This is a genomic window from Streptomyces sp. NBC_00691 (assembly GCF_036226665.1).
Taxonomy (GTDB): Bacteria; Actinomycetota; Actinomycetes; order Streptomycetales; family Streptomycetaceae; genus Streptomyces.
Genome location: NZ_CP109007.1, coordinates 3,128,397 through 3,143,531 on the forward strand (window position 1 = coordinate 3,128,397; position 15,135 = coordinate 3,143,531).

The 15,135-nt window shown below is 70.6% G+C and carries 17 protein-coding genes and 1 riboswitch; of the genes, 5 read left to right on the forward strand and 12 right to left on the reverse strand.

Features of this window, described 5'->3' with window-relative positions:
• The first annotated feature begins 93 nt into the window (after positions 1-93).
• Together OG392_RS14075 and OG392_RS14080 are read left to right on the forward strand one after the other, a co-directional pair.
• Complete coding sequence (locus tag OG392_RS14075) at positions 94-1,392, forward strand: PTS transporter subunit EIIC (protein ID WP_329279200.1); 1,299 nt, start codon at positions 94-96, stop codon at positions 1,390-1,392.
• 311 nt (positions 1,393-1,703) lie between these two features.
• Positions 1,704-2,969 carry a PTS transporter subunit EIIC gene (locus tag OG392_RS14080; RefSeq protein ID WP_329279201.1) on the forward strand — a complete coding sequence of 422 codons (1,266 nt, stop codon included), beginning with the start codon at positions 1,704-1,706 and terminating at the stop codon, positions 2,967-2,969.
• Between the two features lie 97 nt (positions 2,970-3,066).
• Here OG392_RS14080 and OG392_RS14085 read toward each other — a convergent pair whose 3' ends face one another.
• The gene (locus OG392_RS14085) at positions 3,067-3,819 is read right to left on the reverse strand and encodes an MBL fold metallo-hydrolase (RefSeq protein ID WP_329279203.1); all 753 of its coding nucleotides are present in this window, start codon (positions 3,817-3,819) and stop codon (positions 3,067-3,069) included.
• Positions 3,820-4,022: 203 nt separating this feature from the next.
• On the opposite strand from OG392_RS14085, the gene OG392_RS14090 reads away from it, so the two are divergent.
• Positions 4,023-4,520 (forward strand): type II toxin-antitoxin system PemK/MazF family toxin, encoded by a 498-nt coding sequence (locus OG392_RS14090; RefSeq protein WP_329279205.1) that lies wholly within the window; start codon positions 4,023-4,025, stop codon positions 4,518-4,520.
• A gap of 46 nt (positions 4,521-4,566) precedes the next feature.
• Here OG392_RS14090 and OG392_RS14095 read toward each other — a convergent pair whose 3' ends face one another.
• The 10 genes from OG392_RS14095 to clpS all read right to left on the reverse strand — a co-directional run bounded on the left by OG392_RS14095 (position 4,567) and on the right by clpS (position 12,452).
• Complete coding sequence (locus OG392_RS14095) at positions 4,567-5,517, reverse strand: PLP-dependent cysteine synthase family protein (RefSeq protein WP_329279207.1); 951 nt, start codon at positions 5,515-5,517, stop codon at positions 4,567-4,569.
• Between the two features lie 5 nt (positions 5,518-5,522).
• A complete protein-coding gene (locus OG392_RS14100) occupies positions 5,523-5,801 on the reverse strand; it encodes a MoaD/ThiS family protein (RefSeq protein WP_329279209.1) in 279 nt (92 codons plus the stop codon).
• Positions 5,802-5,914: 113 nt separating this feature from the next.
• Positions 5,915-6,010: a putative leader peptide gene (locus OG392_RS14105; protein WP_329279211.1), complete on the reverse strand. Its 96-nt coding sequence runs from the start codon at positions 6,008-6,010 to the stop codon at positions 5,915-5,917.
• A 44-nt stretch (positions 6,011-6,054) separates the two neighbouring features.
• The gene (locus tag OG392_RS14110) at positions 6,055-6,840 is read right to left on the reverse strand and encodes an ABC transporter ATP-binding protein (RefSeq protein ID WP_329279213.1); all 786 of its coding nucleotides are present in this window, start codon (positions 6,838-6,840) and stop codon (positions 6,055-6,057) included.
• Positions 6,837-8,096: a FecCD family ABC transporter permease gene (locus OG392_RS14115; RefSeq protein ID WP_329279215.1), complete on the reverse strand. Its 1,260-nt coding sequence runs from the start codon at positions 8,094-8,096 to the stop codon at positions 6,837-6,839. The genes OG392_RS14110 and OG392_RS14115 overlap by 4 nt, the downstream gene beginning before the upstream one ends.
• The gene (locus OG392_RS14120; protein WP_329279217.1) at positions 8,093-9,082 is read right to left on the reverse strand and encodes an ABC transporter substrate-binding protein; all 990 of its coding nucleotides are present in this window, start codon (positions 9,080-9,082) and stop codon (positions 8,093-8,095) included. Before OG392_RS14120 ends, OG392_RS14115 begins: the two co-directional genes overlap by 4 nt.
• Positions 9,083-9,124: 42 nt before the next feature.
• A riboswitch (cobalamin riboswitch) is annotated at positions 9,125-9,258 on the reverse strand.
• The gene (locus OG392_RS14125) at positions 9,251-9,679 is read right to left on the reverse strand and encodes a M67 family metallopeptidase (RefSeq protein WP_266966335.1); all 429 of its coding nucleotides are present in this window, start codon (positions 9,677-9,679) and stop codon (positions 9,251-9,253) included. Its footprint overlaps the riboswitch before it by 8 nt.
• Positions 9,680-9,801: 122 nt before the next feature.
• Entirely contained in the window at positions 9,802-11,229 is a 1,428-nt protein-coding gene (locus OG392_RS14130) for an amino acid permease (RefSeq protein WP_329279220.1), read from the reverse strand.
• Between the two features lie 336 nt (positions 11,230-11,565).
• Positions 11,566-12,147: a DUF2017 domain-containing protein gene (locus OG392_RS14135; protein ID WP_329279222.1), complete on the reverse strand. Its 582-nt coding sequence runs from the start codon at positions 12,145-12,147 to the stop codon at positions 11,566-11,568.
• The gene (gene clpS / locus OG392_RS14140) at positions 12,147-12,452 is read right to left on the reverse strand and encodes an ATP-dependent Clp protease adapter ClpS (protein ID WP_030222252.1); all 306 of its coding nucleotides are present in this window, start codon (positions 12,450-12,452) and stop codon (positions 12,147-12,149) included. The genes OG392_RS14135 and clpS overlap by 1 nt, the downstream gene beginning before the upstream one ends.
• Before the next feature lie 111 nt (positions 12,453-12,563).
• Here clpS and OG392_RS14145 point away from each other — a divergent pair, with 111 nt between their 5' ends.
• Positions 12,564-13,892, forward strand: coding sequence for a nicotinate phosphoribosyltransferase (locus tag OG392_RS14145; protein ID WP_329279225.1), 1,329 nt, complete (start codon positions 12,564-12,566; stop codon positions 13,890-13,892).
• A gap of 155 nt (positions 13,893-14,047) precedes the next feature.
• On the forward strand, positions 14,048-14,647 hold the full coding sequence (locus tag OG392_RS14150; protein ID WP_329279227.1) for a nicotinamidase: 600 nt from the start codon (positions 14,048-14,050) through the stop codon (positions 14,645-14,647).
• A 75-nt stretch (positions 14,648-14,722) separates the two neighbouring features.
• Here OG392_RS14150 and OG392_RS14155 read toward each other — a convergent pair whose 3' ends face one another.
• On the reverse strand, positions 14,723-15,034 hold the full coding sequence (locus OG392_RS14155) for a hypothetical protein (RefSeq protein WP_209495058.1): 312 nt from the start codon (positions 15,032-15,034) through the stop codon (positions 14,723-14,725).
• Positions 15,035-15,135 lie beyond the last annotated feature (101 nt).

Here is a 15,135-nt window from a genome sequence, read left to right on the forward strand (position 1 = left end):
TCCTCAGTGGGCTCCGGGGAGCCTATCGCAACTGGTCTACACCAGTGTGCAACGTGACGCGGACCCGGCTTGTTCCGGGCAGGGAGGACGCCGATGAGTACCGACAGCGCTGCGGCGCAGCCGAAGAAGTCCGTGTGGGGCGGGCTCTTCCAGGGGCTCCAGAAGATGGGCCGCAGCCTCCAGCTCCCCATCGCCGTCCTCCCGGCCGCGGGCATCATCAACCGGCTCGGGCAGCCGGACGTGTTCGGCGCGGACGGTCTCGGCTGGGACGACGTCGCCAAGGTGATGGCGGGCGCGGGTGGCGCCCTCCTCGACGGAAGCCTCGGTCTGCCGCTGCTGTTCTGCATCGGTGTCGCGATCGGCATGGCGAAGAAGTCGGACGGCTCGACGGCGCTCGCGGCCGTGGTGGGCTTCCTCGTCTACTACACGGTGCTGCGCCAGTTCCCGAAGGACTGCCCCTCGGGCACCAAGGACATCGGCGGCGGCTGCCTCGGCGTCGACGACTCCTTCGCCGGCTACACGTACCAGAACCCGGGTGTCTTCGGCGGCATCGTGATGGGTCTGCTCACCGCGTATCTGTGGCAGCGCTACCACCGGACGAAGCTGGTCGACTGGCTGGGCTTCTTCAACGGCCGCCGCCTCGTCCCGATCATCATGACGTTCGTGGCGATCGCGTTCGCCGCGATCTGCCTGTGGATCTGGCCGCCGATCGGTGACGCCCTGGAGAGCTTCAGCGACTGGCTGGTCGGGCTCGACGAATGGGGTGCGGGCATCTTCGGTGTGGCGAACCGGGCGCTGCTCGTCATCGGCCTGCACCAGTTCCTGAACGTGCCCATCTGGTTCCAGTTCGGTACGTACGAGAAGCCGGACGGCACGGTGGTCCACGGCGACATCCCCATGTTCCTGGCGGGCGACCCGAACGCCGGCCAGTTCCTGACGGGCTTCTTCCCGATCATGATGTTCGCGCTGCCCGCGGCAGCGCTGGCGATCACCCACTGTGCGAAGCCGCACCGACGCAAGGAGGTCGGCGGTCTGATGCTGTCGGTGGCGCTGACCTCGTTCGTCACCGGCATCACGGAGCCGCTGGAGTACTCGTTCCTCTTCATCGCGCCACTGCTGTACGCGGTCCACGCGGTGCTGACGGGCGTGTCGATGGCGGTGACGTGGGCGCTCGGCGTGAAGGACGGGTTCAGCTTCTCCGCGGGCCTGATCGACTACGTGATCAACTGGAACCTGGCGACGAAGCCCTGGCTGATCATTCCGATCGGCCTCGGGTTCGCCGTCGTCTACTACGCGATCTTCCGGTTCGCGATCACCAGGTTCAACCTGCAGACGCCCGGCCGCGAGCCGGACGAGGTGGGGGACGAGATGGAGCGCGAGAACGTCAAGTGAGACGGCGCGACAACGTCAGGTAGCGCCGCGCTCACGCGCCGGAGCCTGACCGTTTCGGGGCTTTCGCCCCTCCCGTAAGACCCGCGAAAGGCCCCTGGACCTGACGGTCCGGGGGCCTTATGTCGTGCATTTCCAGCTATGGCTGAGCACACAAAATTCGCAGGTTCCTTATCTAAGTCTCACGTGCTACAACTGGTCTACACCACTCATTGGTGTAGACCACGCGGTCCAGACCACCGCGTTCCACGAGACGTCGCCGTCCCCCCTTTTCACTGTCCTCTGGCGGCGCCTTGCCTTACTGGAGGAAGTTGATGAGTACGGCCACCGCCCAGGCCGCCGCTCCCGCGAAGAAGCGCGGATCCGGCCTGTTCCAGGGCCTGCAGAAGGTCGGTCGCAGCCTGCAGCTGCCGATCGCCGTTCTGCCGGCCGCGGGTATCTTGCTCCGTCTCGGCCAGCCCGACGTCTTCGGCGCGGACGGTCTCGGCTGGGACAAGGTCGCCTCTGTCTTCGCCACCGCCGGCGGCGCGGTCTTCGACAATCTGCCCCTGCTCTTCTGCATCGGCGTCGCCATCGGCTTCGCCAAGAAGGCGGACGGCTCCACCGCCCTGGCCGCGCTCGTCGGCTTCCTGGTCTACAGCAATGTGCTGAAGGCCTTCCCCGTCGCCGAGGCCGTCGTCAACACGACCGCCAACAAGGGCGTCGACGTCGCCGCGAAGTACAACAACCCGGGTGTCCTCGGCGGCATCCTGATGGGTCTCATCGCGGCCGTCCTGTGGCAGAAGTTCCACCGGACCAAGCTCGTCGACTGGCTCGGCTTCTTCAACGGCCGCCGTCTCGTCCCGATCATCATGGCCTTCGTCGGCACCCTCGTCGGTGTCGTGTTCGGTCTGGTCTGGGAGCCCATCGGTGAGGGCATCTCCAACTTCGGCGAGTGGATGACCGGCCTCGGCGCCGGTGGTGCCGGCCTCTTCGGTCTCATCAACCGCGCGCTGATCCCCGTCGGCATGCACCAGTTCGTGAACACCGTCTCCTGGTTCCAGATCGGTGACTTCACCAACGCCGCCGGCGAGGTCGTCCACGGTGACCTCAACCGCTTCTTCGCCGGTGACCCCAGCGCCGGAATCTTCATGTCGGGCTTCTTCCCGATCATGATGTTCGGCCTCCCGGCCGCCGCCATCGCCATCGCCCACGCCGCTCGCCCCGAGCGCCGCAAGGCCGTGATGGGCATGATGGTCTCCCTCGCGCTGACCTCCTTCGTCACCGGCATCACGGAGCCGATCGAGTTCACGTTCATGTTCATCGCGCCGGTCCTGTACGCGATCCACGCCGTCCTGACCGCCGTGTCCATGGCCGTCACCTGGGCCTTCGGTGTCCACGCGGGCTTCACCTTCTCGGCAGGCGGCATCGACTACCTGCTGAACTGGAACCTCGCGACCAAGCCGTGGCTGATCATCCCGATCGGTCTCGTCTTCGCGGCGATCTACTACGTGGTCTTCCGCTTCGCGATCACCAAGTTCAACCTCCCGACGCCGGGCCGCGAGTCCGACGAGGAGATCGAGGACCTCACCAAGGCGTGAGCCTCACCCCGCAGCACGGAAGGGCCCCGGAACCGCACGGTTCCGGGGCCCTTCCCGTGGTCGCCCGAGGCCCTTCCCGTCACCGGGAGGAGGGACCTCAGATCTCGTAGACCGCGCCAGGTCTCGCCAGCTCCGACGGGCCCGTGTACACCTGGCGGGCGTCCGCCAGGTTCCGCTCGCCGTCCGTCCACGGCGGGATGTGGGTCAGGACGAGCCGGCCCACCGACGAGCGGGTCGCCTCGGCACCCGCCTCGCGGCCGTTGAGGTGGAGGGCCGGGATGTCCTCCTTGCCGTGGGTGAAGGAGGCCTCGCAGAGGAAGAGGTCGGAGCCCTCGGCGAGCTTGTGCAGCGACTCGCAGACCCCGGTGTCCCCGGAGTACGTCAGCGAGCGGCCGCCGTGCTCGACCCTGATGCCGTACGCCTCGACCGGATGGCACACCTTCTCCGTACGGACGGAGAACGGGCCGATCTCGAAGGCCTCCGACTTCAGCGTGCGGAAGTCGAAGACCTCGCTCATCGAGGTGGGCGAGGGGGTGTCCGCGTACGCCGTGGTCAGGCGCTGCTCGGCGCCCTCCGGTGCGTAGACGGGGATCGCGTCGCAGCGACCGCCCTCGTGCCGGTAGTAGCGGGCGACGAAGTACCCGCACATGTCGATGCAGTGATCCGCGTGCAGATGGCTGAGGAAGATCGCGTCGAGGTCGTACAGACCGATGTGTCGCTGCAGCTCGCCCAGGGCGCCGTTGCCCATGTCGAGAAGCAGCCGGAAGCCGTCGGCCTCGACGAGGTAGCTCGAACAGGCCGAATCCGCGGACGGGAACGACCCGGAGCAGCCGACGACGGTGAGCTTCATGGAGCGTGAACCTCCGTGGACGGATACGGAAAGCGCGCTGAGGAAGGGGGAGGCTGTGCGGTCTGTCGAGCGTAAGGCGCGCCAGGGCCTGTCGCTCCTTTGCGGTGGCCCGTTGTGGGCGAACTCACGGGCTCTGTCACCGGTTCGGATGGATGGCGGGCCGCGTCGGCGCCGTGAGCCGCGCGCCGGTACCGTCTTGAGGTATGGACACGTCATGGTGGCCCGCGCTGGTCGCGGTCGTGGTGATCGCTCTGGTGGTGGCGCTCGCCGACGGATGGCGGCGCTCGTCGCGCCGCCCCTCGGGACGGCCGTCGGGACGGCCGTCGGGACGGCCGTCGGGACGGACCCGGCCGCCCGGCCGGCCCACCGGGCCGCGGAAGGCTCCGTCGCGGTTGCCGCGGGCCGCGGAGATCTGGTGGGCGGACGTGCCCTTCGAGGACGGGCCCGGGTCGAAGGACCGGCCCTGTCTCGTGCTGTCGGTGCGCGGGGACCACGCCCTCGTCGCCAAGATCACCAGCAAGTACCACGACGAGCGGCCGGGAGTGATCTCGCTGCCGCCGGGTGCGGTGGGGGACGCGCAGGGGCGGCCGAGCTTCCTGGAGACGGACGAGCTGCGCGAGGTGCCGGTCGCGGACTTCCGCCGGAAAGCGGGAACGGCGGACCCGGTCCTGTGGGACCAGGTCCGCCATCTCGCGCGCTAGGGCCTGTCGTCCTAGGGCCGGGGGAAGGGTTCGGGCCGTCGAGGCCCTAGGCCCAGAGCTGGCCCTGGACCGCTTCGATCGCCTCTTCCGTGGTGGCCGCCGTGTAGAGGCCGGTGGAGAGGTACTTCCAGCCGCCGTCGGCGACGACGAAGGCGATGTCCGCGCTCTCGCCCGCCTTCACCGCCTTGTTGCCGACGCCGATGGCCGCGTGCAGGGCCGCGCCCGTGGAGACGCCCGCGAAGATGCCCTCCTGCTGGAGGAGTTCGCGGGTGCGGGTGACCGCGTCGGCGGAGCCGACGGAGAAGCGGGTGGTGAGGACGGAGGCGTCGTACAGCTCCGGGACGAATCCCTCGTCGAGGTTCCGGAGGCCGTAGACGAGGTCGTCGTACCGCGGCTCGGCGGCGACGATCTTGACGTCGGGCTTCTGCTCGCGCAGGTAGCGGCCGACGCCCATGAGGGTGCCGGTGGTACCGAGGCCCGCCACGAAGTGGGTGATGGAGGGGAGGTCGGCGAGGATCTCGGGGCCGGTGGTGGCGTAGTGGGCGCCCGCGTTGTGCGGGTTGCCGTACTGGTAGAGCATCACCCAGGTCGGGTTCTCGGCCGCGATCTCCTTGGCGACGCGTACCGCCGTGTTCGATCCGCCCGCCGCGGGGGACGAGATGATCTCGGCGCCCCACATGGAGAGCAGCTGGCGGCGCTCTTCGCTGGTGTTCTCGGGCATGACGCAGACGATGCGGTAGCCCTTGAGCTTGGCGGCCATGGCCAGGGAGATGCCGGTGTTGCCGCTGGTCGGCTCCAGGATGGTGCAGCCGGGGGTGAGGCGGCCGTCCTTCTCCGCCTGCTCGATCATGTGGAGCGCGGGGCGGTCCTTGACCGAGCCGGTCGGGTTGCGGTCCTCCAGCTTCGCCCAGATGCGGACGTCGTCCGAGGGCGAGAGCCGGGGGAGGCGGACGAGCGGCGTGTTGCCGACCGCCGCCAGCGAGGAGTCGTAGCGCATGTGGATCAGACCATGCCACCGGCGACGGCCGGCAGGATCGTGACGCTGTCGCCGTCGGTGAGCTTGGTGTCGATGCCGTCGAGGAAGCGGACGTCCTCGTCGTTGAGGTAGACGTTGACGAAGCGGCGGAGCTTGCCCTCGTCGACGATGCGGGCCTCGATCCCGGCGTGGCGGGACTCCAGGTCGGCGAAGAGCTCGGAGAGGGTGGCGCCGCTGCCCTCGACGGCCTTCTGGCCGTCGGTGTAGGTGCGGAGGATGGTCGGGATGCGGACCTCGATGGCCATGGCGTGGGCTCCTGTCGGAAGTGGCGTGATGGGCGCGCTGCTGGGGCCCCCGCGCGGAGGGGGGTCGTACGTAAGTGCGCTCGGCCGGTCGCTCGGAGCGCAGCGCGGGACGATCAGATCGCGCTGGCGAGGCGGCACAGGTCGACGTGCAGGCGCGCGACGAGCAGCACTGTGCCCGGAGTCTCTTCGCTCACGTCGTGGGAAACCATGGGCTCATCGTATCGATTCCCGGTCCGGGTTCCGGAATGTGATCTCACATGGTGGATGATTCCTGCCCGCCTGCCGGACGGTGCACGAAGAGGACCGTGGGGTTCCCCGTCCGCGGATGCGGGATGACCTCGGCATCCACTCCGTAGACGGCGTCGAGCAGGGCCGGGGTGAGGACTTCGGCGGGTTTTCCGCCAGTGACGAGCCTTCCGCGCTCCAGGACGTAGATCCGGTCGCAGTACGCCCCCGCGAGGTTGAGGTCGTGCAGCGCGAGCAGGTTGGTGGTGCCCAGGGTGCGGACGAGGGCGAGGACGTCGAGCTGGTGGCGGATGTCCAGGTGGTTGGTGGGTTCGTCGAGGACGAGCAGGGCCGGGTCCTGGACGAGGGCCCGGGCGACCAGGGCGCGCTGGCGTTCGCCGCCGGAGAGGGTGGGGTACGGGCGGTCGGCGAGGTCCGCGAGGCCGACGCGGGCGAGGGCGTCCTCGGCGCGCTCGCGGTCGGCGCCGGTGTCGCCCTCCCAGAACCGTTTGTGCGGGGAGCGGCCGAGGGCGACGAGTTCGCCGACGGTGAGTTCGAACTCCAGGGTGCCGTCCTGGGGAACGGTGGCGACACGGCGGGCGCGGGCCTTGGGGCCCATGGCGTGGAGGTCGTCGCCGTCGAGGAGGGCGCGGCCCGCCGTGGGGGTGAGGGTGCCGTAGACGCAGCGCAGGAGGGTGGTCTTGCCGCTGCCGTTGGGGCCGATGAGGCCGACGGTCTCGCCCGGGCGGACGGTGAGGTCGACGGAGCGGAGCCGGCTCTCGTACGAGAGTCCGTGCAGGCTCAGTTCGGTCACAGCGGTGCTCCTTCCGGGCGGCGGCGCATCAGCCAGAGGAAGAACGGGCCGCCGGTGAGGGCGGTGAGGATGCCGACGGGGATGTCCTGGGGTGCGGCGACGGTCCGGGCGCCGAGGTCGGCGAGGACCAGGGCGAGCGCTCCGCCGAGCGCGGCGACCGGGAGGAGCCGGCGGTGCGGGGCGCCGACGGCGAGCCGGGCGGCGTGCGGGGCCATCAGGCCGACGAAGCCGACGGCTCCGCTGGCGGCGACCATGACGGCGGTAACGAGGGAGGCGAGGACGAAGACGGCGGCGCGGAAGCGGGCGGTGTCCAGGCCGAGGACGGTGGCGCCCTCCTCGCCGACGAGGAGCAGGTCGAGCGGGCGGGCGAGGGTGAGCAGGGCGCCGACGCCGACGGCGAGGACGGCGGCGGGCAGGGCCAGGGTGTCCCAGCGGGCGCTGCCGAGGCCGCCGAGGGACCAGTACATGGCCTCCTGGAACTGCTCGGGGCGTCCGGCGACGACCAGGAGCAGGGTGGCGAGGGCGGACAGGATGTAGGAGACGGCGACTCCGGCGAGGACGAGCCGGGTGCTGGTCAGGGTGCCGCCGCGGCGCGCGAGCCCGTAGACCAGGACGAGGGAGAGCAGGGCGCCCGCGAAGGCGCCCGCGGGCAGGGCGAGCGTGGTGGTCACGCCGCCGACGAGGCCCACTCCCCCGCCGGCGACCAGGACGAGGACGGCTCCGGCGGAGGCGCCGGAGGAGATCCCGAGGAGGAACGGGTCGGCGAGCCGGTTGCGGACGAGGGCCTGGAGGACGGCGCCGACGACGGCGAGTCCGGCGCCGACGACCGCGCCGAGCAGGACCCTGGGCAGTCGTACGTCGAGGACGATCGTGCGGTACGGGGAGGGGCCGGCGGCGCGCCCGGTGAGGACGTCGATGACCTGGCCGGGCGGGATGCGGACGGAGCCGAGGGCGAGCGAGGCGGTCGCGGCGGCGGCCAGGGCGAGGAGGAGTCCGGCGACGACGAGCGCGTACCGCGGGGTCCCGCCGCCGGCCGCCGTCTTCCCGGGCGGCCCCGGGCGGCCGGTCCGGGCCGGCCGGGGGGCGGGGGCCAGCCGCGCGCCCGGTCGGGCCGGTTCGGTCGGGGGTTCGGACGCGGTGGCGGTCCCGCCCGGCCCGCGCCCGGCGGTCCCGCCGGGCGGCTGCGGGCGGGACGGGGGGCGCGGCGGGGCGGGCGGGTCCTCCGGGGTGCCCGCGACGCGGGCCTCCGTGCTCATCGGGCCGGGTGGAGCTGGGCCGCCAGCTTGTCGACGGCCCCGGGAACGCGGACGCCGAGGACGGTGTCGGAGAGCGGCATCACGGCGAACCGGCGGTTCTTGATCGCGGGGACGTCCTTGAGGGCCGGGTCGTCGAGGAGCCGCTTCTTCTTCTGTTCGACGGTGGTGGAGCCGTAGTCGTAGATGACGACGACCTCGGGCTTGCGGGCGACGACCTGTTCCCAGGTGGCGTCGCCGAAGGCCTTGTCGAGGTCGGCGAAGACGTTGCGGCCGCCGGCGCGGGTGATCAGCTCGTTGCCGATGCCCTTGCCGCCGGCGGTGAACGCGGTCTTGTCGCCGCTGTCGTAGACGAAGACGGAGACGGGTGCGGTGCCCTTGAGGCGCTTCCCGGTGGCGGCGACGGTGGCCTTCGCCTCCCGGACCCATGTGTCGGCCCGGTCGGCGACGCCGAACGTCCGCCCGATCTCGCCGACTTCGCGGTAGAGGTCGTCGACGGAGGGCGAACCGGACGGGCAGTACTCGGTGTTGAGCCGGGTGTCGATGCCGGAGCGCTTCAGGTCGTCGCGGCTCCGGCCGTCCTTGCTCGCGAAGGCGGAGGAGTAACCGCCGTACACGAAGTCGGGGTTCGCGGCGAGCAGGGCCTCCTTGGAGGGGTACTCCTTCGCGAGGACGGGGACGGAGTCGTAGGCCTTCTTGTAGGCGGGGAGGATCGCGTCGTCGAGGTAGGCCGTGCCGACGAGGGACTTCTCCAGGCCGAGGGCGAGCATGACCTCGGTGACGTGCTGGTTCATGGTGACCGCGCGCTTCGGCGGAGCCTCGAAGGTCGTCTTCACACCGCAGTTGGAGACGGTGTACGGGAATCCCGGGGCGGCCTTGGCGGCGGGGCCGTCCGGCGCGGAGGCCGAGCAGGCGGCGAGCAGCGGAAGCAGGGCGGCGGCGGACAGCAGGGGCGTCAGGGGCAGCCGGGTGCGACGGGGCCAGGACATGACGGAACGTGCCTCCTCCGGGGATTTCCACGTCCCCGATCGGTGGTGAGAAGGCGGCAGGTCAGTTCCTGGCTTCCGCCTCCCGGAGGAGACGGTCACAGTGGCGGGACCGTGCCGGATTCGCACCGGCTTCCTGGGTCCTGCCGCCCGTAGGTCCCGGCCAGTGTCTCAGGCGTCGTACTCCTCGACGACCTTGACCTCTTCCTCCGTCACGACGCCCTCGACGATGGTGAAGGAGCGGAACTGGAAGGGGCCGGCGCCGTCGCTGTCGGCGGTGGAGACGAGGACGTAGTGGGCCTGGGGCTCGTTGGCGTACGAGATGTCCGTGCGGGACGGGTAGGCCTCGGTCGCGGTGTGCGAGTGGTAGACGATGACGGGCTCCTCGTCCCGGTCGTCCATCTCGCGGTAGAGCTTGAGCAGGTCCGCGGAGTCGAACTCGTAGAAGGTGGGCGAGCGGGCGGCGTTGAGCATCGGGATGAACCGCTCGGGGCGGCCGGTGCCGACCGGGCCCGCGACCACGCCGCAGGCCTCGTCGGGGTGGTCCGCGCGGGAGTGTTCCACGATCTGGTCGTACAGAGCCCGGGTGATGGTCAGCATGCCGACAGGATAAGCCGACGGGCCGCTCCGTACCGGGGAGTGGTACGGAACGGCCCGTATGCCGAGACGATCGAGGTCAGAGCCGTTTGGGGACGACCCGGGCCGACCGCCCGCGGGGTCCGTCAGGACCGCTTGGCGAAGGCCGCGCCCTCGGGGTTGCGGGACTTCAGGACCAGGTAGGAGACGCCGAGGATGAGACCCCAGACCGGGGCGGCGTACAGCGAGACCCGGGCGCCCTCGTCGATGCCCATCATCACGATGACCATGCCGATGAAGAGGAGCGCGAACCAGCTGGTGTACGGGGCTCCCGGGGCCTTGAAGGTGGACTCGGGGAGCTCGCCGCGGTCGGCCTTGGCCCGGTAGCGGATCTGGCAGACCAGGATCATGATCCAGGCCCACATGCCGGAGATGGTGGCGAAGGAGACCACGTACTCGAAGGCCTTGCCCGGGGCGACGTAGTTGATCCAGACGCCGACCAGCATCAGCGAGGCCGAGAAGGTCAGGCCGAGCAGCGGGGTGCCGCTCTTGGTGAGCTTGGTGAAGACCTTCGGGCCCTGGCCGTTGAGCGCGAGGTCGCGCAGCATGCGGCCGGTGGAGTACATGCCCGAGTTGCAGGAGGAGAGGGCGGCGGTCAGCACCACGAAGTTGACGATGGCGGCGCCGACGCCGAGGCCCATCTTCTGGAAGGCGGCGACGAACGGGGAGACGCCCGGCTGGAACTCGGTCCACGGGACGACCGACAGGATCATGATGAGCGCGCCGACGTAGAAGACGGCGATGCGCCACGGCACGGTGTTGATGGCCTTGGGCAGGACGGTCTTCGGGTCCTTGGACTCGCCGGCGGTGACGCCGACGAGCTCGACGGCGAGGAACGCGAACATGACGATCTGCAGGGTCATCAGCGTGTTGCCGATGCCGGTGGGGAAGAAGCCGCCCTGGTCCCACAGGTGGGTCACGGAGGCGGTGTCGCCGGCGTCGGAGAAGCCGATGGTGAGGATGCCGGCACAGATCAGGATCATGCCGATGATGGCGGTGACCTTGACCATCGAGAACCAGAACTCCAGCTCACCGAAGAGCTTCACGGAGATCAGGTTGGCGCCGTAGAGGACCACCGTGAAGACCAGTGCGGAGATCCACTGCGGGATGTCCCACCAGTACGTCATATAGGTGGCCGCGGCGGTGACTTCGGTGATGCCGGTGACGACCCAGAAGAGCCAGTACGTCCAACCGGTCACGAAGCCCCAGAACGGGCCGACGAACTCCCGTGCGTACTCCGCGAAGGAGCCGGACACGGGGCGGTACATGAGGAGCTCGCCGAGGGCGCGCATGATGAAGAAGATGACCAGGCCCGCGATGGCGTACGCGAGGATCAGGCTGGGCCCCGCCTTGGCGATGGCCTTGCCGGCGCCGAGGAAGAGGCCGGTGCCGATGGCACCGCCGATCGCGATCATCTGGATCTGCCGGGCGCCGAGGCCACGCTGGTAGCCCTCGCCGCCGTCCACGGCCCCGTCGGTGCCGTCGTGCTGCTTGTCGACCTGCACAGAGGTCATGGTGATGCGCCTTTCTCCATGCTGATCCGCGCGACTGCGAGTGCGTCTGCCGCGGATCAGATCCTGATCCCCCCGGATGTGGATGGAGTGCTACCGGCGGTCAGCCGGTCAAAGCGCCCTCGGGAACAGGGGTGGCGTCCCCGAGCGGTCGTGAAGATTTATCACGGGGTGGGACGCGATCGAGGGAGTTACGTGTGGCGCACACCACAGAAAACGGCGGGCGAAAGGGATTCAAGACGGCAAAGCGGACGCTCTGATAACGCATTCGTTACCCGGATTTGAGCGTCCGCTGAGCGAACATCCCGTCACGGAGGGATGTCCGGAGGGGATCGGCCGTCAGGACATCAGGGTCTCGACGAGGGACTCCTGGAGCGCCCCCAGCCAGAGGTACGCCATCACCATCGGCTTGCGCGGGTCGGAGTCCGGCAGCCGGTACAGCTGCTCGCCCTCGTCGTCGGTGACCTCCAGGCGGGTGCCGATGGTCAGCCGGAGGTCGTTGAGCGCGCCGAGCCAGGCGCGGGACTCGTCCGGGGTCAGCTTCAGGACGGCGCCGCCCTCTCCCGCCGTGTCGGCGGAGAGCGCGTCGAGGGCGCGGACGACGACGAGGGCGTCCTCGCGCTTGCGGGCCCGCAGGTCGTTCTCGGTGAAGCGGCGGAAGTCCGAGGCGGCCGCCCGCAGCTCCTCGCTGTCGTCCCCGTAGGCGTCGGGGAAGAGGCGCTTGAGGGCGGGGTCGGACGGCGGCTTGCTGGGGCCCTCGGCGAAGAGCGCGGCCAGCGGGTCGGCGTCCTTGGCGGGCTCGTCGCCCGGCCCGATCAGCTCCATGAGCTGGACGGCGAGGGAGCGGAGGATGGAGATCTCGACGTCGTCGAGGGCGACGGCCGCGCCGCCGCCGGGCAGGGTCTCGAAGTGGCCGGCCATCAGCCGCGGTCCTGGGTGAGGGTCGCCCAGAGGCCGTAGCCGTGCATCGCCTGCACGTCGCGCTCCATCTCCTCGCGGGTGCCGCTGGAGACCACCGCACGGCCCTTGTGGTGCACGTCGAGCATCAGCTTGTGCGCCTTGTCCTTGGAATAGCCGAAGTACGCCTGGAAGACGTAGGTCACGTAGCTCATCAGGTTGACCGGATCGTTGTGCACGAGGGTCACCCAGGGCACGTCCGGTTCGACGACCGCGGAGACCTCCTCGGCCGATTCCGTACGTTCGATCTCAATAGGCGCGACGCTCACTCACCCCATGCTGCCACCCCGGAGGGCCCGTCGCACAAACGGGTCACCCGCCCGTCACCCGCTCGCCGCACTATTCGTCACTCTGACGATTTCTGCGCTAGCATCGCTGACATGAACGCTGCGGACCTTGGGCTGCCGGTGGACGTGCCGTCGACCGCGCTCTTCACCGATCAGTACGAGCTGACCATGCTCCAGGCCGCCCTCCGGGGCGGCACCGCCGACCGGCGCTCGGTCTTCGAGGTCTTCACCCGGCGACTGCCCGAGGGACGGCGCTACGGCGTCCTCGCGGGCGTCGGCCGGGTCCTCGACGCCGTCGAGAACTTCCGGTTCGACCCCGCCGTCCTGGGCTTCCTGCGGGAGCAGGGAATCGTCGACGAGCCGACCCTGGAATGGCTCGCCCGCTACCGCTTCACCGGCGACATCTGGGGCTACCCCGAGGGCGAGGTGTACTTCCCCGGCTCGCCCGTCCTGCGCGTCGAGGGCTCCTTCGCCGAGTGCGTGCTCCTGGAGACGGTGATCCTCTCCATCCTCAACCACGACTCGGCCATCGCCGCCGCCGCCTCCCGCATGTCGGCCGCGGCCGGCGGGCGCCGCCTGATCGAGATGGGGGCCCGGCGCACCCACGAGCTGGCGGCCGTCGCCGCCTCCCGCGCCGCGTACGTCGGCGGCTTCGACTCCACCTCGGACCTCGCGGCCGGCTTCCGCTACGGCATCCCGACCGTCGGCACCTCCGCCCACGCCTTCACGCTCCTCCACGACAGCGAGCGGGACGCCTTCCGCGCCCAGGTCGACTCCCTCGGCCGCGGTACGACCCTGCTCGTCGACACCTACGACGTGGCCGAGGCCGTCCGGACGGCCGTCGAGGTGGCGGGGCCCGAGCTCGGGGCCGTCCGGATCGACTCCGGCGACCTGCTGCTCGTCGCCCACCGGGTCCGGCAGCAGCTCGACGAGCTCGGCGCGCGGGACACCAGGATCGTCGTCACCTCGGACCTCGACGAGTACGCCATCGCCTCCCTCGCGGCGGCCCCGGTCGACGCGTACGGCGTGGGCACCCAGCTGGTCACCGGCAGCGGCCACCCGACCTGCTCCATGGTCTACAAGCTGGTCGCCCGCGCCTCGTCGGCCGACCTCAAGGCCCCCCTCACCCCGGTCGCCAAGAAGTCCCTCGGCGGCAAGGCCTCGGTCGGCGGGCGCAAGTGGGCGGCACGCCGGCCCGACGCGTACGGCGTCGCCGAGGCGGAGGTCCTGGGCACCGGTCCGGTCCCGCCGGAGCTCGCCGACCACCAGTTGCTGGTCGAGCTGGTCAAGGGTGGCGACGTGGTGGCCCGGGAGCCCCTGGAGGCCGCCCGGGCCCGGCACATCGCGGCCCGCGCCGGGCTGCCGATGTCGGCGATCCAGCTCTCCCGGGGCGAGCCGGTGCTGCCGACGGAGTACTTCTAGGGGGTGTCGTCACACTTCCGTCGTCGCCCGCGGCGCAGACGGAAGTGTCACGACAGGCCCTGGGGCCTCGGAGACCGGACCTGCCCCCTCCCGGTGGGCGGGCCGAGTCTCTAGGCTCGGTCCCACCCCTCCCCGACGTGTTAAGGACACCCGCCATGCACCGCGCATTGATCGTTGTGGACGTTCAGAACGACTTCTGCGAGGGCGGCAGCCTCGCGGTGACCGGTGGCGCCGACGTCGCCGCCGCCATCACCGACCTGGTCGGCCAGACGGCGGGCAGCGCCTACCGGCACGTGGTCGCCACCCGTGACCACCATGTCGACCCGGGCGCGCACTTCGCGCCGGCCGGCGAGGAGCCGGACTACGTCACCTCCTGGCCGGTGCACTGCGTGGCCGGCACGGAGGGGGTCGGCTTCCACCCGAACTTCGCGCCGGCCGTCGCCAGCGGGGCGATCGACGCCGTCTTCGACAAGGGCGCGTACGACGCGGCGTACAGCGGCTTCGAGGGGCACGACGAGAACGGGCGGACGCTCGCGGAGTGGCTCCGCGAGCGGGAGGTCACCGAGGTCGACGTGGTGGGCATCGCCACCGACCACTGTGTGCGGGCCACGGCCCTGGACGCGGCCCGCGAGGGCTTCCGCACCCATGTGCTGCTCGATCTGACGGCCGGCGTCGCGAAGGAGACGACGGACCGGGCCCTGGAGGAGCTGCGGACGGCGGGCGTGGAGCTGACCGGCAAGCCCGTGGTGGCCTGAGCGGTTCGCGGGGGCCCGCCGGGCGGTCGCGCGCGGAGGCCCTGAGGCCGTACTCCGCCGGGCCCGGGCGGCGGCTCAGGCCGCCGGTTCCCTGGGGAGGGACCGTACGGGGTGCCAGAGCTCCTGGGCGGCGCCGGGCGCGGATCTCCACAGCAGGCCGTCGGGGTGGTGGAGGACGGCCGTGATCTCGTCGGGGGTGGGCGGCTCGGTGTTGCCCCGGAGGTAGACCGCCCGCAGACCGAGGTTCCGCAGCCGGGTCAGGGCGCGGGCACGGTTCGCGGCGTGGACCAGGAAGCGGACGCTGGCGCCGTCGCGGGCCGGGCTGGGCAGCCCTATCGCGACGACCACGCTGCCTCCCGGCAACTTGCAGAACCCTCCGTTGGGCATGCGGAACCACTCCCCCGTGGATCGACTGTCAATAAGAACATCGGTCTGATGCGTCAGACGCACCTAAACACGATCGGCCGCCGCCCGCTAGAGGGGCGACG